Below are 20,107 nucleotides of genomic sequence, written 5' to 3' on the forward strand. Positions count from 1 at the left end.
ACCGCGGTGCGCTCCTCGGCGGCGATCTTGTCCTCGGCCATTCGGCTGCGGCGCTCGATCAGCGCCTCGGCGTCGCTTTTCGCCTTGGCGACGATTTCGCCGGCCTCGGCATGAGCGCGCTCGATCACCGCCGCGGCCTCCGAGCCGGCTGACTTCGCTTTCGCCTCATATTCGGCCTTCAACGCTTCCGCTTCCTTGCGCAGCGCTTCGGCTTCGGCGAGTTGATCGCGGATCAGAGCGATCTTCGCATCGAGCGCCTTGCCGATCGCCGCCGGCACTTTCTTCCAGATCATGATCGCGATGACGACGAGCATCGCCATGGCGATGAACATCGGCGCGTCGATCAGCCCGAACGCCTTGGCCGGCGGCGCGTGGGGCGCCTCGGTGCCGGCGGTCGGCACCGCCTCGGGACGAGGGACCGGCTGCCCCGGCTGGGCGGGATGCGCGCTAGACATGGAATTCCGCCTTGACCGCGGCCGCGGCCTCGCCCTTGCCGACCTTGATCCCGGCCAGGCGCGCGACCATTTCCTGTGTGGCCTCGACGGCGGCTTCCTCGACTTCGCCGCGGGCGGCATCGGCTGCGACGCGGATCTTCGCCTCCGCCGAGGCGACCTTCTTGGCGATTTTTTCCGCCGCGGTCCGAATCTGCTGCTCGGTTTCGAGCGCGCTCGCCTGGCGGGCTTCGCGGGTCAGCTTGGCGGCCTCGGCGCGGCTCTCGTCGATGCGTTGCCGGTAGGCGGCCTCGGTTTCCTCGGCCGCCTCGCGCGCCGCTTGTGCGCGCTCCAGATCCTCGGCGATCCTTTTCCCGCGCAACTCGACCGTCGATTGGATCTTCGGCACCATCCCTCGGCCAATTCCGAAGAACAGGATTCCGAACACCACCGCCAGCCAGAACAGCTGCGACGAGAAAATGAACGGAAGTTGCTCGATCTGGGGCATTTATCGTCCTGCTACGCCTCGCCGCTCTACTCAACGCGCGTAGAGGATGATCATCGCCACCGCGAAGGCGATCAGGCCGAGCAGCTCGGCGGCGGCGAAACCGATGAACAACCGCCCCTGCTGGCCCTCGGCGGCGGCCGGGTTGCGAAGCGCGCTCTCGAGGAACGAGCCGAACACGTTGCCGACGCCGATCGCGGCGGCGCCGACGCCGATCGCCGCGAGGCCGGCACCGATGACTTGTGCGGAAGCGAAGTCCATTTGAAGCTCCTTGGTTTGAATTTTAGTGAAGGTTGATGGCGTCGTTGAGGTACAGCGAGGTCAAGAGCGCGAACACATAGGCCTGGATCGCCGCGACCAGCAATTCGAGCGCCGCGACGCCGACGATGAACAGGAAGCTGATCAGGCTGATCCCGGTGCCGAGGCCGCCGGCGTTGAAGCCGTTGACGACGAAGCTCCCGAACACCTCCATCAGGATGTGCCCCGCGATCATCGCCACGAACAACCGCAAACCGAGGCTGAACGGCCGCACCATGAACGAGATGAACTCGATGCTGGCAATGAGCGGGATCATCACCTTGGGAGTCCCGTGGGGGACGAACAAGGAGAAGAAATGCAGGCCGTGCTTCCAGAAGCCGATAATCAGGACGATCGAGAAGCTGAGCACCGCGAGCACGCCGGTGATGCTGAAATGGCTGGTGGTGGTGAAGGCGTGGAATCCCGGGATGATTCCAAACGGCATCAGTCCGAGCAGATTGGCGACCAGGATGAAAGCGAACAAGGAGAAGATGTAGGGGGTGAACCTGCGGCCCTCGGGCCCGATGTTGACCCGGACCATGTCGTCGATGAAGCCGGTCAGCCCTTCGACCGCCATCTGCCAGCGGTCAGGGACCAGCTGGCGCTTCATGCCCATCGCCATGAACGCGAAGATGACCGCCAGCGTGACCAGCATCCATGCCGAGCTGTTGGTGAAGCTCAAATCAACGCCGCCGACGTTCAGCGGAACCAGCGGCTCCACCGTGAACTGGTGCATCGGGTCGATCTTGCCTTCGGCCGCCACTTCGCTTGCTACCTCAAGAACCTGCGCCCGGGGGCGTCTTGGAAATCCGCATGACGTTCACCACCCCGACACCGAAACCCACGAACAGCAGCACCAGGAAGAACGTCGGGAAGGTCCCGAACAATGAGTCCAGGCCCCAGCCGATAATCCCGGCGCCGGCCGGAGCGCCGACCAGATGGCTGAACATCCGCTGCCAGATCCGAGTCGTCGGATTCGGCTCCGCCCTGTGGGTCCGCTTGGCCTCCGCCGCCTGCACCCTCTCGAGCCGCTCTTCGAGCGAATCGAGCCGTGCATCGGGTGGAAGCTTTGGGTCCTGCCCGGTCTCGTCCGCCGCCATGAATCTTCCCTGTGCGTCGCCCCGCCAGACAAGGGGGATGCAAAGGGCGAGGAACATGGCGGTTTACGAGCCCGCCAAGGCGCGGCTCCTTTATGAACCGGCGCCTATATAGTCAACCGCCCCCACCATCCCCGAGCGCCGGGATTACCGGCAATATTGGGGGACCGGCGCCGGCTGGCCGGCAAGCCGCAGCCGCCACTGGCCGTCCACCAGCATGTAGGCCTGCTCGACCTGCACTCGAGCGAGCAATTGGCAGCCGGCAGCGATTCCGACCTCCTGCGGGGCAACCCTGCGGCTCCTGGCGAGATTGCTGTAGAGCGCGCGCCGGCGGATATTGATCGCACTGACCTGGCTGCGCGCCACCGCCGAAGGCATCCCGACGTAACCCAGATAGCCGTCGTAGCGCTCGCCGACCTGCCCCGCCTGCCGGGCCGCGTCGACCGCGGGCGTCTGGGCGCTCGATGGCACCGCCACGGCCATGATTCCCGCCGCCCCAAGGAACAGCAGCCGCCTCATGGCTGTCTCGGCTTCTCGGGCGGGTTCTGCGGGAAGGCCTGCGGATTCTGCCGGATCATCTGGTCGACGTCGCGCTGCATTCGGACCAGGACTTCCTGCGAGATGTCGACGTTGAGGTTGATCTCGATCGGCTTTTCCGGGGCCTTCACCGTAACGCATCCGGCCAGCGGGAGCGCCAGCACCGCTCCCGGCAGGAGCAGCAAGGGTGATTTCAATCGTGTCTTGGTCATGGTCATTGCTCGCTTGGTTGTGACGGTTGGGTTGTTACTTCGACTTCGTCGGTGGGCGTGGTCCGTGTCTGGTCTTCGTCTTTGCGCATCGTCCGGGTCTCGGTGACGATCCCCGGAGTGTCGAGCGGGAACGGCATCACCGGCTCGATGACGGTGGTCGGGTCCTTGAAGCCCTTGGCCATCTGGATGAGCGCCCGGAACGGGCCGCGGATGTTGAGATTGACCCGCAGCGGCACCTTCCGGAAGGCGCCGCGCACCAGGCCGGCGACGAACCCGCCTTCACTGCCGAGCGAAATCTCGTTGATCGTGAAGCGGGTCGCGAATTCGCCGGCAAGCTCGCCGTCGAGGCGAATGACCATCGACCGGTAGCGAATGTTGCTGAGAAGATCGAAGGCGACTCCGACCATCAGGCCCGCGTCGGGCTTCGTGCCGGTGTAGCGGAACTCGCCGCCCGGCGGGCGTGAATCGAGCCTTCCGCCGACCAGCCGGCCGCCTTGCGCGTCGAAGATCATCGGCAGCACCCCGTCGAAGGTGCCGGTGATCACGATCCCGTCGAAGCCGAGGCTGTCGATGAAGGTCTTCGCGTTGAATCCGACCACCTGGAACGTCAGCCGCTTGGCGCTCGGCCGATTGAAGTTGAGCACCGTCTCCTGGAGGATCAGTCGCCCGCCCATGAACGGCCACTCGCCGCGCTCGACCTTGACCAGCTGGTTGGGCAGCAGCTGGTAGCGGATGACTCCGTTCTCGACGAGAATGCCGGGGTTGATCGAGCCGATCGTCGCGGTCTGGCCGGGCGCCGTCTCGAGGCCGAGCAGATCGGTGAAGCGGATGGTGGTCGTCAGGTCGGTAACGGGTCCGAACGGCGCTGCGAGGTCCATTCCGGCGGTCGAGAATTCGCCGCTGGAAGTGACGTTGCCCGAGCCGCTCCAGTTGATCCTGCCCTGGCCGGTGACGGTGCCCTCGACGAGCGCGACCACGCCTTCGCTCAACCGCGTCAGCTCTTCGGGCTGGAGAGCCTCGCCGAAGCGGATCCCCGGCACATCGAGGAGCGCGCTGCCGACGCCGCTGTCGAGGTCGTGGCGAATGGTGACATCCGTGACCCTGATCTTGGTCGCGGGGTGATGGAGCGACCCGCCGCCGCGAATGTCGTCGCCGGACATGGTGAACCGGAAGTCTTCGCTGCGCAGCGGATAGAAACGCGGTTCCGGGTTGCGATCGGTGACCGTGACCCCGCCGTTGACGGTCAGGTCGCCCTTGTAGAAGCGCCAGCGGCCGTTGGCGTCGCTCATCTGCACCGGCACTCGGCCGACGAGCCCCTCGGCATCGGCGAAGGTGCCGCTCACACCGCTGCCCTGGAAGGTTCCGCGCAGGTTGTTCGCTCCGAACACGATCGGCGCCTTGGGATTGCCGAGCCGCATCAGGAAGTCGGCGGCGGTGAACGCCCGGCCGTCGATGATGCGGGCGGTGTCGGCGGTCACTCGAAGCGGTGAGTCGCCGAGCCGCCCGGCAAGGTTCAGCCGGTCGATCCTGGCGCCGATCCGGACCGGCCCGGTCGCGCTCTTCGAGACGATTGCGGACTGGCCGGCCGGGCACACGGGAAGCCGGGTGCGCCCGAGCTCCAGCGCCCGGAATCGGAGATAGTCGGCGCTGACGACGACGCATCCGCGGCCCAAAGCGAACCCGCCGTTGGCCGCCAGAGTGGCACTGATCGGGACCCGCAAGCCGCGCACGCGCCCGTCCGGGAAGGCGCCGTCGACCTGGGCGACGGTGCTGACCTGCGTTGCTCCTGAGCGGTCGGCGGCAAAGCGGATCGGCGCCAGCGCCAGCCGCGAGCCGCCCGCCGTATAGGGAGCGAACTCGGCCACTCCACTCAGCGGCGCGCCGGTGCGCGGCTGGCGCATGACGATTCGCCCGGTCGGCAGGCCGCCGCCGCCGGTCTCGATCATTCCGTCGACCCGGATGCGCCCGTCCGGCCAGTAATAGGTGGCTCCGTCGCCGCCCGAAATGCGGACTCGGGCGCCGTTCGGGCCGGTGACGTCGGCGGTTTCGATCCGGGCGGCGCCGCCACCGGGGAAATTCACCACCCGGATTTCGCCGGTCGCATCGAAATTGCTCACCGTCCGGCGGATGGCGTTGCCCATCGCTGTCGCGACCGGTCCGATTGGGGTCTTTTGCGCCGCCGCGAGCGGGCCGGTGATGCTTGCCAGAATCGACGGCTCGAGCGTCGCGCTGTTCGCCGCATAGTCCCCGACGAACATGAAGGTGCCGCCGGTCACGCCCAACCGATACCGCCCGTCCAGTCGAGTCCGCTCGGCCGACACGGTCGCCAGCCGCGATCGCTGCGCCGCCAGCTTGACCGATCCACGGGTCGCCGTCGGATCGCCGCGGAAGGTCAGCTCGCCGACGAACGCAGCGAGCCCGTTCTCGCCGGCGATCAGTCGGGGGATCGCCATCCGGCCCCGGCCGTCATACCTCGTGAAGGACTCGTTGAAGCGGCTGTTGATGTTGAACCGCGGCTCGACCATCTGGAACCGGCTCTGCGGGCAGGTGAGCCGATCCAGCGCCAGCGGACCTTCCACATGAGGCCGGCGGGCGACGACCTCGATGGCGACATTCGCCTTCAAATTGGCGATCTGGCATCGCCCCGGGATCAGCCGGCGGCTCGACGCGGCCATCCGCCCCTTGAAGCCGCCGCTCAGATTGCCGGCGCCCCGCAGCGCGATCCCCAGCTGACCGAACGGGGTCGCCAGGCTGATGCTGCTGTCGGCGACGTCGAGGACGAAATTGGGCAGCTCGAACGGCTTGTCGGTCGGCGGCGGCAGCAATTTGTCGATCTGCCCCCAGCTGACCCGCCCCTTCACGACCCGGCCGCGAAGGCGCACGCCGCGCGCAACGACTCGGTAAATCTCGACGCTTCCGTCCCATTTGATGCGGGTCTGGATCTTCGCGAACCGGGCGGTGAGGTCGGGCCGGCGAGGGTCGCCGATGACCAAATTGCTGACCTGCTGGGTGCGCAGCCCGACCCGGTCGAGCTTGTAGCTTGCGTCGACTCCGCGGCTTTCGAACTCGCGCTCCAGGAATTCGGTCGCGATCGGCCGCCGAGCGATCCACAGGGCGGCCACCGCAATCAACAGCAGGATCAGCAGGCCGATGCCGACGATCATGAAGGCGCGGCGCCCGCGATAGCGTCGCACGCGGACTGTTTCCGAGGCCTCGCCGGAGAGCGGCCCTCCATCGTCGATCGGCCTGACCACCATCGGCTCTTAGTAACCCTTCCGGGGCAACCCCGTTCCGTATGCGGCACGACCCAGAATATTGCCTTGGCGCATGTTGCTTTCCAGACGCAGCGATCTGTGGTTGAGTGAGGGCTGCTCGGCGGTCGCATCAGGAGGCGGCATGCGGAGCGGAGTCACGACCATTGCCGATGACGGCAGAGGCCACCGCGCGCGCCTTCGGCAGCGGCTGTTCGACGGCGGCCCCAAAGCGCTGCTCGATCATGAGCTCATTGAATATCTGCTCGCCCTCGCCATCCCGCGCCGCGATACCAAGGCGCAGGCCAAGAAGCTGATCGCCGAGTTTGGCGGCCTCGGGCCGCTGCTGTCGGCGGACGCCGAGACGCTCAGCCGCGCGGGGCTCTCCGAAAGCACGGTCGCGGCTCTGAAAATCGCCGAGGCGAGCGCCCTTCGGCTCCTGGAAACCCGAATCGAGGGGCGGCCATTGCTGTCGAACTGGGAAGCGCTTGGCGATTATCTGCAGGCGGCGATGGCCCATACGGCGGTCGAGGAAGTGCGCGTGCTGTTCCTCAACGCCAAGAATCTGCTGATCGCCAACGAGGCCATGTGGCAGGGCTCGGTCGACGAAGCTTCGGTCCATGTCCGCGAGGTGATCAGCCGGGCGATCGCGCTGGGAGCGACGGCGATCATCATCGTCCACAACCACCCGAGCGGGGATTCGACTCCGAGCACCCAGGACATCCGCCTGACCCGCAACCTGGTCGAGGCGGGCAGGCACATGAAAATCACCGTCCACGATCACGTCGTCGTCGGCTCACAGGGCCGCAGCAGCCTGAAGGCGCTGGGGCTGATCTAAGCGAGCGTAGCCCAACGTCCGCTTTCGACCCATTGCGGGCATTGGCTGATCGGCCGATGAAGGTGCTGGCGAGCGTGGGAGGGTATATGCGTGTGTCTGCGGCAGCAGTTCTGTTTTCGGTCGGGGTGGCCGCAAGCGCCCCGGTATCGGCCCAGCTCACACCGCGTACCACTAACCTGAAGACCGCGCCGTGCGAGCTTACGATTCGACCCGAAGTCCAGCCGCGCGTATCGTGCTACCGTCTTACCGTACCCCGCCGCTACGACGATCGGTCTCGCGGCACGTATGAGCTTGCCGTCTTCGTGCGCCGAGCCGAAACGCCGGTGCCCGGGCGCGCTCCGGTGCTCTGGCTCCACGGCGGGCCTGGCAGCGGCGTTGGCGCAAGGGCCCTCAACACGGATTACCCGTTTTTCCCAGGCGCCGATGTGGTTTATTTCGCCAGCCGCGGCTCCTATCCGTCTCAGCCACAGCCCTGTCGGGATCTGGACCAAAAACAAGCTCTTGCCCTTGTCGGGAAGTTATCGTTCGCTGAGCGGAGGGCGCGTTACCTAGCTCCTCACCTGGAGTGCCGCAGACGGCTCGACGCACTGAACATCCAAACGGATGAGTTCGGAACGAGCCTCAACACGGAGGATATCGAGCGGCTGCGCCGCGCACTCGGCGTTGAGCAGTGGAACGTGTGGGCGAACAGCTATGGGACGGGATCGGCCTATGACCTGCTGTTCCGATATCCTCGCTCGGTTCGAGCCGCCCTCCTCAGTTCTCCAATTTCACTCATTGCCACTGGGGCCATATTCCTGCGCCGCGACGCGAAGTACATAAAGCGGCTGGCTGAATATTGCCGAGTTGATGCGGCTTGCGCAGTTGCCTTCCCCGACCTGCAGGCGTCAGTCGCTCGGGCCCGATCTTCGCTTGTGGGGCAGCCGATCGTCACGAGACCTTTCCCCGCGCCATTCGACAGTGCCGACGTGGTTCTTGATGAAACGCTTTTCGACACGGTTCTTTCAGAGCTGATCAATAACGCGCCTAGCCTGCCAAAAATCCCGCGCTTCATCCGCGCAGTTCTGGAGCGTGACGTGACACATATCGCAGAGATCACCCGCCCCCTGGGTGCGAGGCTCGGCGGTCTAAATGTCTTTGGGCATACGGCTTTCAAGTGCCGCGATCTCCCACAGTTCAGTCCAGACCCGCTCGTCGAAGTTCGGCCAGCATGTCCGACCTGGGGTTTGCGTGGCCCGCCGATCCGAGTGCCTCGCCGAGTGCAGACCCCGGTGCTGCTGTTGACAGGTGAGCTCGACAATAACACGCCGCCCGAGCATGGCGCCGCAGCGCAAAGGCTGATGGGCAGGCGCGCGCGGCACGTCAACATCCCTACGGTAAGCCACGGGCCCTATGGCTATAACGCCTGTGCACGCGAAATCGCGCACGCCTTCTTCGAACGCCCGGAGGCGCCGCTAGACACCTCCTGCCTCACGACGATACCGCCCCTGCGGTTCGATCTTGCCCGGGCGGGAAGTTGAGGCGCCGCGCCGGCGAGCCCTTCGTAATATCTTGCTTTGTTAGCCGGCAAAGGAATGTCGGCTTTCCACCCAAAGCAGACATTAGCCGAGGAGTTGCTTTTCAACCCATTGCGGATATCACATCAGCGCGACCTAGCCCTAGGCATTTGCCGTATCGGCGTCGCCCGGAGGCTGCTCAGCTCCTTCAGCAGCCCGTAAGTTGGTTGCCTTCATCTTGCCCCGCTGATCGTCCTCGACATCGTAGGACACGCGCTGGCCTTCTCTCAGAGTGCTCATTCCCGAGCGCTCCAAGTCAGAAATATGGACGAACGAGTCCGGTCCCCCGTCCTCGGGTTGGATAAAGCCGAAGCCCTTAGACTCATTGAAAAACTTGACAGTGCCGACCGGCATTTCGGGACTCCTTCTCTTCTGGACCCGAGGTGTCGGATCTCAACGCAACGAGCAACGAGTGAGAAAGATAAAGGAGCCGCAGTAGCGTCCGCTTTCGACACATTGCGGGCATTGGCTGTACGCCTGCGTCACTTCTGGCGGCGTGGATCGTCTGCGGGGTTAACGTAGGTGATGCCGGCCGGCCCCGTGAACTGTACCTGCAGGACAGCTTCGTAATCGCCCGTCCAGGCGTAGTGGGGATGGCGGGCCGGGTAGACCCATAGCGAGCCCGGCGGTAACAGCCTGCCGACCTTTTCCGCCCTCGTGCCGCCGTTGGTTCCGATGTGGCCGCTGACCACCGTCACGACCTCGGAATACGGGTGCGTGTGAGGCGGCATGGTGAAGTGCGGCGGGAACTTGATGCGCATGACGACCGTGTCGCCCGTCGCCACCGGATTGCCCGCCAGGGTCGCGACGAGCACGCCCTTCGGAAAGGCTGGATTGGCTTGCCAGATCAATGCGTCCGGGCTGACGACCGCTGTGTGTCGAGTGCCTTGCGCGACTGCAGTGCTTGCGCTGCACGCAAGACACATAGCGATTAGAGCAGTTTTCATCGTCGCCTCCCATAACTGGCCCGGGATGCTAGAGGGATTCGAAACTGGCTCCAAATCCCCGTGAGAGCTGAATCCAGAGTGGCGCGTGCGGCATGCCCGCTTCCACCGAAAGCAGACATCTCGTCCCGCTCGCGGCCGATTTGATGTCCAGTTTGATGAAGGGCGGCGCCTCTGCTAGCCGCGCCGGGGATGGTTCCCCGCTACTCCCGCCCGCAAATGACGGCCATCTGGTCGGCGCAGAACCGCTATCGCATCTGGTTTGCGATCGAGGTGTTCGCAGCCGAGGCGATGGGCCGGTCGGGCGCGATCCCGGCGGAGGATGCGGCGAAGATCCGCGCCGCCTACGGCGCCGACGTTCTGGGCGAAATCGACATCGCGGCGATCGACGAGATCGAGGCGGTGACGCGGCACGACGTCATCGCCTTCCTCACCTGGGCGGGAACCAAGCTGGGCCCCGAAGCGCGCTATCTGCACCAGGGGATGACCAGCTCCGACGTGCTCGACACGGCGCTTGCGGTGCAACTGAAGCAGTCGGCGGATCTGCTCGTCGAGGATCTCGATCAACTCCTCGCGGTGCTCAAGCGCCGCGCGCTTGAGCACAAGCGCACTCCGACCATCGGCCGAAGCCACGGAATCCACGCCGAGCCGACCAGCTTCGGCTTGAAGCTCGCCCAGGCCTATGCCGAGTTCGACCGCGCCCGCGACCGCCTGACCGCCGCGCGCGACGACGTCGCCACCTGCGCAATTTCCGGCGCCGTCGGGACGTTCGCCAACGTCTCGCCCGACGTCGAAGCCCATGTCGCCGCCGAGCTCGGACTCAGGCCCGAGCCGATTTCGACGCAAGTCACCCCGCGCGATCGCCACGCGATGTTCTTCGCGACATTGGCCGTGATCGCCTCGTCGATCGAGCGGCTGGCGACCGAGATCCGCCACCTGCAACGGACCGAAGTGCTCGAGGTCGAGGAATATTTCTCGCCCGGCCAGAAGGGCAGCTCGGCGATGCCGCACAAACGCAACCCGGTGCTGAGCGAAAACCTCACCGGGCTCGCGCGGATCGTCCGCAGCGCCGTCACTCCCGCGCTCGAGAATGTCGCCTTGTGGCACGAGCGCGACATTTCGCACTCATCGGTCGAGCGGTTCATCGGCCCCGACACAACGATCACGCTCGATTTCGCCCTGGCGAGGCTCACCGGCCTCGTCGACCAATTGCTCATCTATCCCGAACGGATGCGCAGGAACCTCGACCGAATGGGCGGGCTGGTTCACTCGCAGCGCGTGCTTCTGGCGCTGACCCAGGCCGGCCTTGGCCGCGAGGAGGCCTACGCGCTGGTCCAGAGCCACGCGATGAAAGTCTGGGAATCCGATGGGGAACTGTCGCTTCTCGATCTGTTGAAGAGCGATCCGGCGGCGACCAGGCGGATCCCCGAGACGGAGCTTGAGAAGCTGTTCGATCTCGATCACCATCTGCGCCAGGTCGACCACATATTCGCCCGAGTCTTCGGGCCAGATGCCAGCCAATGAGCATGCCGGAATTGGAAAGCGACAGCGTTCAGGTGACGGATTCGCCGTTCACGCCCGCCGAGGCGTTGCCCGGCGACGTGCAATTACAGTCGTCGGGGTTCCTGCTCGAGCTGTCGGCCGACTGGCTGGTCTTGCGGGCATCCGAAAACGTTCACGAGTTCCTCGGCGAATATCATGTGACCCTGATCGGCGAGCCGCTCGCCGAATTCGTTCGAGCGCAACCGCTGCACGACCTTCGAAACACCATTTCGCGCCAAAGCGGCCGAAGCGGCATTGCTCGCGCCTATCGCGTGCGCCTCACCGACAGCCCGCGTTGCTTCGACCTCGCCTTCCAGCTCAGCGGCGGCAAGATCCTGCTCGAGGGCTTGCACTGTGCCGACGAAAATTTGGGCGCCGCACTTGGTTCGGTCAGCGGGCTGATCGACGGACTGGTCGGCAAGGATCGCTCAACCCTGCTCGAGAACGCGGCCCGGCGCATTCGGGCGCTGACCGGCTTCGATTGCGTGCGGATTTCCACCAGCGGCGATGGCCGCGACGAGAGTGCCGAAAGCAGCCGCGCTGGTTGGCCGGCCCGGACGGACCCCGCCGATCGTCTCAACGAGTCGCTGATCCTCGGCGACGCCACCGCCGAATCGGTGTGCCTGTTCCCGCGCACGCCAAGTGACCGGGCGCCCGAAAAAGCCCTCCTGAGGTTGCCCGCGAGGGAGCAACTGGAGCCCATCCGGGCGCGCGGCATTCGATCGCTTCTGAACGTGCCGATCAGGCTCGATGGAAAATGGGCGGGGCAGATCGAATGCGAGAACCGTGACCCGCGCGAGCCCAGCTTCGAATTGCACGCCGCCACCGAATTGTTCGCGCAAATGCTCGCCCTGCGCCTCGAGATCGACCGCCTCGGCCGCTAGCTATCGCCCGCTAGCTTCCGCCCGCTAGCTTCCGAACGTCTCCCGAACCCGCTGGAAGAAGCTCTTCGCTGCCGGGCATTCGTCGCCGGTCTCGATCTTCCGGAACTCCTCGAGCAGCTTCTTCTGCTTGGCGCTCATCCGCCGCGGAGTTTCGACCAGCACCCGAGCGACCAGGTCGCCGCGGCCGCGGCCGTTGAGGATGCTCATTCCGGAGCCGCGCTGGCGAAGCTGCTCGCCCGACTGGATTCCCGCCGGGATCTTGATATCGATCTTGGTTCCGTCGAGTCCCGGAAGGCTGATCGAGCCGCCGAGCGCGGCGGTGGTGAAGCTGACCGGGCATTCGGCGACCAGGGTCGTTCCCTCGCGCGCGTAAATGCCGTGCGGCTTCATGTGGACGAAGATGTAGAGGTCACCGCCCGCCGCGTTTCGGACCCCGGCCTCGCCTTCGCCGGACACTCGGATCCGGGTGCCCTCGTCGACGCCCGCGGGGATCTTTACGGACAGGCTGCGCCGCTTGAGGGCGCGGCCTTCGCCGTCGCAATTGCCGCACGGATCGGCGATCACTTCGCCGCTTCCGCGGCAGGTCGGGCAGCCGCGCTCGACGACGAAAAAGCCCTGCTGGGCGCGAACCTTGCCGGCGCCGCTGCAGGTTGAGCAGGTCTGCGCCCGGCTCTGCCCGCGCGCGCCCCGGCCCTCGCAGGAATCGCACCGGGCGAGCGCCTCGATGGTGATGTTGGAGTCCTTGCCGGCAAACGCTTCATCCAGCGTCAGCTCGAGATCGTAGCGCAGGTCGGCGCCGCGAGCGGCGTTCTGGCGCTGCCCGCGCGGGTCCATGAACTCGCCGAAGATGGATGAGAAGATGTCGGAAAAGCCGTCAAAGCCACGGCCTCCGAACGGGTCGCCGCCGTTCTGGAACGCGGCCTTGCCGAAGCGGTCGTAGGCGGCGCGCTTCTGCGGGTCCTTGAGGCACTCATAAGCCTCGCTGATCGCCTTGAAGCGGGCTTCCTGGTTGGTGCAGCCGCCGTGGCGGTCGGGGTGGCATTCCTTGGCCAGCCGCCGGTACGCGGCCTTGATCGCGGCGTCGTCGGCGCCGCGCGGCACTCCAAGCAATTCGTAATAGTCCCCTTCGACCATCACGGCTCCCCGCGACACGAGGCGGGCGCCGGCCGCTCAGGTGCCGGCGCTCCGCTTCGCATCAGCCCTTCTGCTCGTCGTCGACCTCGGAGAATTCGGCGTCCACCACCTCTTCCTCCGCCGGCGTCGCCTCCGCGGTCGCGTCAGCGCCCTCGGCCGCGCCCTGCGGCTGCGCTTGCGCCTGCTGCTGCTCGTACATCGCCTGGCCGAGCTTCATCGCCGCCTGCGTCAGCGCGTTGGTCTTCTCGGTCATCGCCTCGGCATCGCCGCTCTCGACCGCGGTCTTGGCCTCGGCGATCGCGGCTTCGATTTCCGCCTTGACCTCGGGGGTGACCTTGTCGCCGTGCTCGGCCAGCTGCCGCTCGGTCGAGTGGATCAGGCTGTCGGCCTGGTTGCGGGCCTCGGCCTCGGCGCGGCGTTTCTTGTCCTCGTCGGCGAACTGCTCGGCTTCCTTGACCATCTTGTCGATGTCGTCGTCGTTGAGGCCGCCCGATGCCTGGATCCGGATCTGCTGCTCCTTGCCGGTGCCCTTGTCCTTGGCCGACACGTTGACGATGCCGTTGGCGTCGATGTCGAAGGTGACCTCGATCTGCGGCACTCCGCGCGGCGCCGGCGGAATTCCAACGAGGTCGAACTGGCCGAGCAATTTGTTGTCGCTGGCCATCTCGCGCTCGCCCTGGAAGACCCGGATGGTGACCGCGTTCTGGTTGTCGTCGGCGGTCGAGAACACCTGGCTCTTCTTGGTCGGGATGGTCGTGTTGCGGTCGATCATCCGGGTGAATACGCCGCCCAAGGTCTCGATCCCGAGCGACAGCGGAGTGACGTCGAGCAGCAGCACGTCCTTGACGTCGCCCTGCAGGACTCCGGCCTGGATCGCCGCGCCCATCGCCACCACCTCGTCGGGATTGACTCCGGTGTGCGGCTCCTTGCCGAAGAATTCCTTCACGGTGTCGCGGACCTTGGGCATTCGGGTCATGCCGCCGACCAGCACGACTTCGGCAACGTCCTTGGGCTCGATTCCGGCGTCCTTGAGCGCCTTGCGGCACGGGTCGAGCGTCCGGCCGATCAAATCGCCGACGAGCTTCTCCAGGTCGGCCCTGGTAATCGTCTCGACGAGGTGCAGCGGGGTCGTCTGCCCGCCTTCCATGCGCGCGGTGATGAACGGCTGGTTGATCTCGGTCGAGTGGGCGGACGACAGCTCGATCTTGGCCTTCTCGGCCGCTTCCTTGAGCCGCTGCAGCGCCAGCCGGTCGCCGCGCAGGTCGATGCCCTCCTTGGCCTTGAACTTATCGGCCAGATAATCGACGATCTTGGCGTCGAAATCCTCGCCGCCGAGGAAGGTGTCGCCGTTGGTCGACTTCACTTCGAACACGCCATCGCCGATCTCGAGGATCGAGATGTCGAACGTGCCGCCGCCAAGGTCGTAGACCGCGATCGTCTTGCCGTCCTGCTTCTCCAGCCCGTAGGCGAGCGCCGCCGCGGTCGGCTCGTTGATGATTCGCAACACCTCGAGCCCGGCGATCTGGCCGGCGTCCTTGGTCGCCTGGCGCTGGGCGTCGTTGAAGTAAGCGGGGGTCGTGATCACTGCCTGGGTGACGGTCTCGCCGAGATAGGCCTCGGCGGTTTCCTTCATCTTCTGAAGGATGAAGGCCGAGATCTGCGAAGGCGAATAGTCCTTGCCGCCGGCCTGGACCCAGGCGTCGCCGTTCGGCCCTTTGACGATCTTGTAGGGGACCAGCTCGGTGTCCTTCTTGGTGATCGGGTCGTCGAAACGGCGGCCGATCAGGCGCTTGACCGCGAACACGGTGTTGTCGGGGTTGGTCACCGCCTGGCGCTTGGCCGGCTGGCCGATCAGCCGCTCACCGTCCTTGGTGAATGCGACGACCGATGGAGTCGTTCGCGAGCCTTCCGAATTCTCGATAACCTTGGGTTTGCCGGCCTCCATCACTGCTACGCAGCTGTTGGTGGTGCCCAAGTCGATTCCGATGACCTTGGCCATATAGTCCCTCTTCCATTCGCCCCTTCGGCTCCAATCAGGCAGCCGAACATTGATTTCGCTGGCGATATAGGTGGCCTGAACTCGACGACAAGGCTGCGGCCGCGGCTTCGCGCGAGCGAATTCTTCCTCTATTCCCTCGGGGTATGGGGGCGAGGCTCAACGCATTGGCGAGCGGCGATTGGCTGACTCGCGAGCGGGTGGTTCGAATTGCCGCCATCGCCGGCATCGGCTCGCTCATCGTCCTGGTCTGGCTGTTCGGCTGGTCGCACGGGACGCTGGATGCGCTCGGACGGCCGCTGGGCACCGACTTCTCGAACGTCTGGACTGCCGGCTCGATGGCGCTGGAGGGCCGCGCCGCCGACGTCTGGTCATGGCCCGACCATTTCGCCGTCCAGCAACGGCTTCACGGCAAGGCCGACGTCGATGTTTTCGGCTGGCATTACCCGCCGCCGTTCCTGCTGGTCGCCGCGGCGCTGGCGAACGTTCCCTACGTCCCCTCGCTGATCCTCTGGCAACTGGCGACTCTGATCCCGTTCGCCTGGATGATGAGCCGGCTGGTGCCGCGTCGCGAGACTCTGCTGCTAACGCTCGCCGCTCCGGTCACTCTGATCTGCCTGACGCACGGCCACAACGGATTCCTGACCGCGCTGCTGCTCGGCGGCGGCCTGATGTTGCTCGACCGGAAACCGTTCGCCGCCGGCTTGCTGCTCGGCTGTTTGATCTACAAGCCGCAGCTCGCGCTGATCCTGCCGCCCCTGCTGCTCGCGGGCCGCAACTGGCGCGCGATCGGCGGCGCGATCCTCTCCGCCGGACTGCTGGTCGCGCTGACGCTCGCGATCTGGGGCTGGCCGGTGTGGCAGGCGTTCTTCGACAGCCTGGCGCTGACCCGCTCAGTCGTCGTCGAGCAAGGCTCGACCGGCTGGCACAAGATCATGAGCCCGTTCGGCGCAATCCGGATGGGGGGCGGCGCGGTCGGACTGGCCTACGCGGTGCAGCTGGTTGCGACTCTGGCGGCGATCGCGGCCGTGGTCTGGCTGTCGCTCAAGCGCGACTCGGTCGCCGTCCGCAACGCGCTCGCCTGCGCCGCCACTCTGATCGCCACGCCCTATGTGCTCGATTACGATTTCGTCGTGCTTCTGCCGGCGCTCGCTTTCCTGTGGATCGACGGACAGCGCAACGGTTTCCTGTCCTGGGACAAGAGCCTGATGGCGCTGGTGTGGATCGCGCCGCTGATCGCCCGACAGGTCGCCGAATTCACCTTGATCCCGCTCGGCCTCGCAACCGCGCTGATCGTCGCGGTCGTCGCCATTCGGCGAGCCGCGGTCAGATCATCGCCATCCCGCCGTTCACGTGCAGCGTTTGCCCGGTGATGTAGCCGGCCTCGCGGCTGGCCAGATAAGCCGCCGCGGCGCCGATATCCTCGCCGCTGCCCATCGCGCCGGCCGGGATCCGCGACAAGATCGACTGGCGCTGCTGATCGTTGAGAGCGTCGGTCATCGCCGAAGTCATGAAGCCCGGAGCGATGCAATTGACGGTGATCCCGCGCGTCGCGAGCTCGACCGCCATCGCCTTCGACAATCCGATCAGCCCGGCCTTGGCGGCGACATAGTTGGATTGCCCCGGATTGCCGGTGACCGCGACCACCGAGGTGATCGAGATGATCCGCCCGAAGCGCGCCCGCATCATCGGCTTGGCCGCCGCCCGCATCAGCCGCAACGCGGCCTCGAGGTTGACCCGGATGACCTCGTCCCACTCCTCGTCCTTCATCCGCATGGCGAGATTGTCGCGGGTGATGCCGGCATTGTTGACGAGGATATCGAGCTTGCCGCCCAGGGCCTCGACCGCGCGGGGCACCAGCGCGTCGACCGCCGGTCCGTCCGACAGGTTGCACGGCAGCGCGACATGGTCGCCGCCGAGCGATGAGCGGAAGCTTTCGAGCTTGTCGACATTGCTCCCCGATACCGCCAGCCGAGCGCCCTGCGCGGCCAGGGCGTTGGCGATCGCCGAGCCGAGCCCGCCGCTGGCGCCGGTCACCAGGGCCGTCATGCCTGAAAGATCGAACATCATACGATCTCCTTCGCCAGCGCTTCGACGTCCTCGATGGTAACCACGCTGGTCACCTTGACGTCGGGAGCGGTGCGCTTGACCATCGGCCCGAGCACCTTGCCGCCCAGCTCGACGAACTCGTCGACACCAGCGGCGACCATCGCCGCGACGCTCTCGCGCCAGCGGACCAGGCCGGTCACCTGGTCGACCAGCAGCGCGCGGATGGTGTCGGGATCGGTCTCCGGCGCCGCGGTGACGTTCGCGTAGACCGGTATCGCCGGCTCCTCGACAACGACAGTGCTCAACGCCTCGCGCATCGCCTCGGCGGCGGGATGCATCAGCGGGCAGTGGAACGGCGCCGAGACCGGCAGCGGCACCGCGCGCTTGGCGCCCATTTCCTTGGCGATTTCGATCGCCCGGTCGATCGCGCCCTTGTGCCCCGACAAGACCACTTGGCCCGGGTCGTTGTCGTTGGCGACGGCGCACACATCGCCCTGCGCCGCCGCATCCGCGATCCTTCGGGCGAGATCCAGATCCGCGCCCAGCAGCGCCGCCATCGCGCCCTGCCCCACCGGCACCGCGGCCTGCATCGCCTGCCCGCGCAACTTGAGCAGCTTGGCGGTCGTCGCGAGGTCGAACGAACCCGCCGCGCACAGCGCGGTATATTCGCCCAGGCTATGCCCCGCGACGAACCGCGCGGCCCTGGCCAGCTCGACTCCGCCGTCGCGAGTCAGCGCCGCGAACACCGCCATCGAGTTGGCCATGATCGCCGGCTGCGCATTCTCGGTCAGCCGGAGCTCGTCGTCCGGCCCGTCGCGCATCAGCCGTGCGAGATTCTGCCCGAGCGCCTCGTCGACCTGCTCGAGGACGTCGCGCGCCGCCCGGCTCGCTTCGCTGAGCGCCGCGCCCATTCCGACCGACTGGCTCCCCTGCCCCGGAAAAAGGAATGCGCGCACGCTTCAAGTCCCGCCTGCCTGCCCCCGCGAAGGCGGGGATCGAAGCCGCGGCGGTTACGGCGCGTTCGCCGCCAAGTCTAGGCGCGGCTCCACCCGGCCGGCGGCGGAGCTTCGAGCCGCGCTTCGGGGACCAGCCGCCGAAGCTTTCGCGCGAAGCTGCGCAGGCACACTTCGCTGGTGCCGAGCGGCCCCGGGACATAGGCGGCGCTTTGCATCCCCGCCTGCACTCGGGCGATCAGCTGCGTGTCCTCGGCGTTGACGCGCCGGTTGATTCGCCAGTTCAAATAGCGCGCGGCACGCATCTCCCTGCGCCTTGTTTCCGGGATAAAGGCGTCCGGCAATACGTAGCTGATCTCGCGGATCACCGTTTCCGTCGCCGACAGCGGCAGGAACTGCATGAAATCGACCTGGTCGGGATAGATGTCGAAGGCGACGTTGGGGAACAGCTTGTAATAGATCCACTTGCGGCGATGCGAGGGCGGCAGATGGTCCACGGCCGGCAGGAAATGCTGGTAGGCGCGCTCCGAGGGATTGACCGACGGCTGGTCGCAAAGATCGCCTTCCATCCGGTCGACATGCTCGCGCGCGTCGATCCGGTAGTTCCGGCCGAACAGGCGGGTCAGCCCCGGATGGCCGACCGGGATGTGCAGCCCGTCGGAATAATTGTCGGCGATCGTCTTCCAGTTGAGCGGCCTCGGCCGCAGCGTCACCCGGCCGATCGGCCGAAGCTCCTCGAAGCGGTACGGCGCGACCTCGTTCTCGTACGGCGCCATCATCTCGGCGACGCTCGGCGCGCGCGGCTCGAGCGCGACGAACAGGAAGCCGTGCCATTGCTCGAGCGCGACCCGCACCAGCCCCAATCTGTCCGGCTCGAGCCCAGGATATTCGTTGCGGTGCGGGACTCCGACCAGCCGCCCGTCGCGCGCGTAGCTCCACGCGTGATACGGGCAGGTCAGCACCTTCGCGCAGCCCGCCTCGCCGTCGACCAGGCGCGAGCCGCGGTGCCGGCAGACGTTGGCGAACGCCCGCACGTTCCGGTCGTCACCGCGAATGACAATGACGCTCTCGCCGAGATATTCGAGGCTTCGCCACTCGCCAGCTTTCGCAATCTCGCGCTCGTGGCAGACGATTTGCGGAGCGGCGCGCAAAAACGCGCGCGTCTCGGCCTCGAGGAATTCGGAGTCGTGGTACAGCCAGCCCGGCAGGCTCATGTCGTCGAGCGGGTCGGCCTGAGCGCCGACCGATTTCAGGTGGGTGGCCATCGCCCCCCGCACTTGCCATTTCGGCGCGCTTGCGGCAATGGCGGCGCGCTGGGGTGACGGCTGTGCTGTCGCCCCCGCTTATTTCTAAGCCACAAGGGCTTTTAGACGACAGCCGGAGGGGCGTCCGCACGGTGCGGCGTCAGCAATCGGCCAACGAAGAGAAGATGACATGGCTCTGTACGAGCATGTTTTCCTCGCGCGTCAGGACCTCGCCCAGGCCCAGGTCGACGCGCTGGCGGAAAACGCCACCAAGATTTTGACCGACAATGGCGGGACGGTCGTCAAGTCCGAGTCCTGGGGTCTTCGCAGCCTCGCCTATCGGATCGCCAAGAACCGCAAGGCGCATTACGTGCTGCTCGATGTCGACGCGCCGCCGGCTGCGCTCGCCGAGCTCGAGCGCCAGACCAACATCAACGAGGACGTCATCCGCTTCATGACCATCCGAGTCGACGAGCATGAGACCGGCCCGTCGGCGATGATGCGGCGCGGCGAGCGCGAGCGCGAGCGTGGTGACCGCGGCGACCGTGGTGACCGCGGTGACCGTGGTCCGCGCGGCGCCGATCGCGGTGACCGCCCGGAGCGCAGCTTCCGCGCCCGTGAAGAGGAGGTCGAATAA

Annotated in this window: 21 protein-coding genes; 6 read left to right on the forward strand and 15 right to left on the reverse strand. The window is 66.2% G+C overall.

Translation table 11 applies throughout. From position 1 onward, the window contains the following. From H0T81_RS00050 to H0T81_RS00085, 8 genes are all read right to left on the reverse strand, one after another. Window positions 1-455: ATPase (locus H0T81_RS00050; protein WP_294008608.1), on the reverse strand; the 455-nt coding region annotated here is incomplete at its 3' end. Beyond that, the gene (locus H0T81_RS00055; RefSeq protein WP_294008610.1) at window positions 448-939 is read right to left on the reverse strand and encodes an ATPase; all 492 of its coding nucleotides are present in this window, start codon (window positions 937-939) and stop codon (window positions 448-450) included. The genes H0T81_RS00050 and H0T81_RS00055, both read right to left, overlap by 8 nt. Before the next feature lie 30 nt (window positions 940-969). After that, window positions 970-1,197: a F0F1 ATP synthase subunit C gene (locus H0T81_RS00060; protein WP_294008612.1), complete on the reverse strand. Its 228-nt coding sequence runs from the start codon at window positions 1,195-1,197 to the stop codon at window positions 970-972. 22 nt (window positions 1,198-1,219) lie between these two features. Next, the gene (locus H0T81_RS00065) at window positions 1,220-1,996 is read right to left on the reverse strand and encodes a F0F1 ATP synthase subunit A (protein WP_294008614.1); all 777 of its coding nucleotides are present in this window, start codon (window positions 1,994-1,996) and stop codon (window positions 1,220-1,222) included. Window positions 1,997-2,009: 13 nt separating this feature from the next. After that, window positions 2,010-2,333, reverse strand: coding sequence for an AtpZ/AtpI family protein (locus H0T81_RS00070; protein ID WP_294008616.1), 324 nt, complete (start codon window positions 2,331-2,333; stop codon window positions 2,010-2,012). Between the two features lie 144 nt (window positions 2,334-2,477). Beyond that, on the reverse strand, window positions 2,478-2,849 hold the full coding sequence (locus H0T81_RS00075; protein ID WP_294008618.1) for a YdbL family protein: 372 nt from the start codon (window positions 2,847-2,849) through the stop codon (window positions 2,478-2,480). Next, entirely contained in the window at window positions 2,846-3,079 is a 234-nt protein-coding gene (locus tag H0T81_RS00080; RefSeq protein ID WP_294008620.1) for a YnbE family lipoprotein, read from the reverse strand. The genes H0T81_RS00075 and H0T81_RS00080 overlap by 4 nt, the downstream gene beginning before the upstream one ends. Before the next feature lie 2 nt (window positions 3,080-3,081). After that, window positions 3,082-6,336: a YdbH domain-containing protein gene (locus tag H0T81_RS00085; protein WP_294008622.1), complete on the reverse strand. Its 3,255-nt coding sequence runs from the start codon at window positions 6,334-6,336 to the stop codon at window positions 3,082-3,084. 139 nt (window positions 6,337-6,475) lie between these two features. On the opposite strand from H0T81_RS00085, the gene radC reads away from it, so the two are divergent. Next, a complete protein-coding gene (gene radC / locus H0T81_RS00090) occupies window positions 6,476-7,168 on the forward strand; it encodes a DNA repair protein RadC (RefSeq protein ID WP_294008624.1) in 693 nt (230 codons plus the stop codon). Between the two features lie 56 nt (window positions 7,169-7,224). After that, entirely contained in the window at window positions 7,225-8,688 is a 1,464-nt protein-coding gene (locus tag H0T81_RS00095) for an alpha/beta fold hydrolase (RefSeq protein ID WP_294008626.1), read from the forward strand. Window positions 8,689-8,826: 138 nt separating this feature from the next. Here the strand turns inward: H0T81_RS00095 and H0T81_RS00100 are convergent, their stop codons facing one another. Together H0T81_RS00100 and H0T81_RS00105 are read right to left on the reverse strand one after the other, a co-directional pair. After that, complete coding sequence (locus H0T81_RS00100; protein WP_294008628.1) at window positions 8,827-9,078, reverse strand: cold-shock protein; 252 nt, start codon at window positions 9,076-9,078, stop codon at window positions 8,827-8,829. 128 nt (window positions 9,079-9,206) lie between these two features. Beyond that, window positions 9,207-9,539 carry a cupin domain-containing protein gene (locus H0T81_RS00105; RefSeq protein WP_294008630.1) on the reverse strand — a complete coding sequence of 111 codons (333 nt, stop codon included), beginning with the start codon at window positions 9,537-9,539 and terminating at the stop codon, window positions 9,207-9,209. 321 nt (window positions 9,540-9,860) lie between these two features. On the opposite strand from H0T81_RS00105, the gene purB reads away from it, so the two are divergent. Together purB and H0T81_RS00115 are read left to right on the forward strand one after the other, a co-directional pair. Then, window positions 9,861-11,192 (forward strand): adenylosuccinate lyase, encoded by a 1,332-nt coding sequence (gene purB, locus H0T81_RS00110; RefSeq protein ID WP_294008632.1) that lies wholly within the window; start codon window positions 9,861-9,863, stop codon window positions 11,190-11,192. 2 nt (window positions 11,193-11,194) lie between these two features. After that, a complete protein-coding gene (locus H0T81_RS00115) occupies window positions 11,195-12,094 on the forward strand; it encodes a GAF domain-containing protein (protein ID WP_294008634.1) in 900 nt (299 codons plus the stop codon). Window positions 12,095-12,118: 24 nt separating this feature from the next. Here H0T81_RS00115 and dnaJ read toward each other — a convergent pair whose 3' ends face one another. Together dnaJ and dnaK are read right to left on the reverse strand one after the other, a co-directional pair. Further along, entirely contained in the window at window positions 12,119-13,228 is a 1,110-nt protein-coding gene (dnaJ, locus tag H0T81_RS00120) for a molecular chaperone DnaJ (protein ID WP_294008636.1), read from the reverse strand. A gap of 61 nt (window positions 13,229-13,289) precedes the next feature. Continuing rightward, complete coding sequence (gene dnaK, locus H0T81_RS00125) at window positions 13,290-15,227, reverse strand: molecular chaperone DnaK (RefSeq protein WP_294008638.1); 1,938 nt, start codon at window positions 15,225-15,227, stop codon at window positions 13,290-13,292. Between the two features lie 143 nt (window positions 15,228-15,370). Between dnaK and H0T81_RS00130 the strand changes: the two genes are divergently transcribed. Further along, complete coding sequence (locus H0T81_RS00130) at window positions 15,371-16,597, forward strand: glycosyltransferase family 87 protein (protein WP_294008640.1); 1,227 nt, start codon at window positions 15,371-15,373, stop codon at window positions 16,595-16,597. Here H0T81_RS00130 and fabG read toward each other — a convergent pair. The 3 genes from fabG to H0T81_RS00145 all read right to left on the reverse strand — a co-directional run bounded on the left by fabG (window position 16,551) and on the right by H0T81_RS00145 (window position 19,491). Next, window positions 16,551-17,291 carry a 3-oxoacyl-ACP reductase FabG gene (gene fabG / locus H0T81_RS00135; protein ID WP_294008642.1) on the reverse strand — a complete coding sequence of 247 codons (741 nt, stop codon included), beginning with the start codon at window positions 17,289-17,291 and terminating at the stop codon, window positions 16,551-16,553. The two genes, H0T81_RS00130 and fabG, sit on opposite strands and share 47 nt — an antisense overlap. Then, on the reverse strand, window positions 17,291-18,229 hold the full coding sequence (gene fabD / locus H0T81_RS00140; protein WP_294008644.1) for an ACP S-malonyltransferase: 939 nt from the start codon (window positions 18,227-18,229) through the stop codon (window positions 17,291-17,293). The genes fabG and fabD overlap by 1 nt, the downstream gene beginning before the upstream one ends. Window positions 18,230-18,306: 77 nt before the next feature. Next, window positions 18,307-19,491 (reverse strand): aromatic ring-hydroxylating dioxygenase subunit alpha, encoded by a 1,185-nt coding sequence (locus H0T81_RS00145; RefSeq protein WP_294008646.1) that lies wholly within the window; start codon window positions 19,489-19,491, stop codon window positions 18,307-18,309. Between the two features lie 169 nt (window positions 19,492-19,660). On the opposite strand from H0T81_RS00145, the gene rpsF reads away from it, so the two are divergent. Next, complete coding sequence (gene rpsF, locus H0T81_RS00150) at window positions 19,661-20,107, forward strand: 30S ribosomal protein S6 (protein WP_294008648.1); 447 nt, start codon at window positions 19,661-19,663, stop codon at window positions 20,105-20,107.

Source organism: Sphingomonas sp. (assembly GCF_013812825.1).
Taxonomy (GTDB): Bacteria; Pseudomonadota; Alphaproteobacteria; order Sphingomonadales; family Sphingomonadaceae; genus Sphingomicrobium.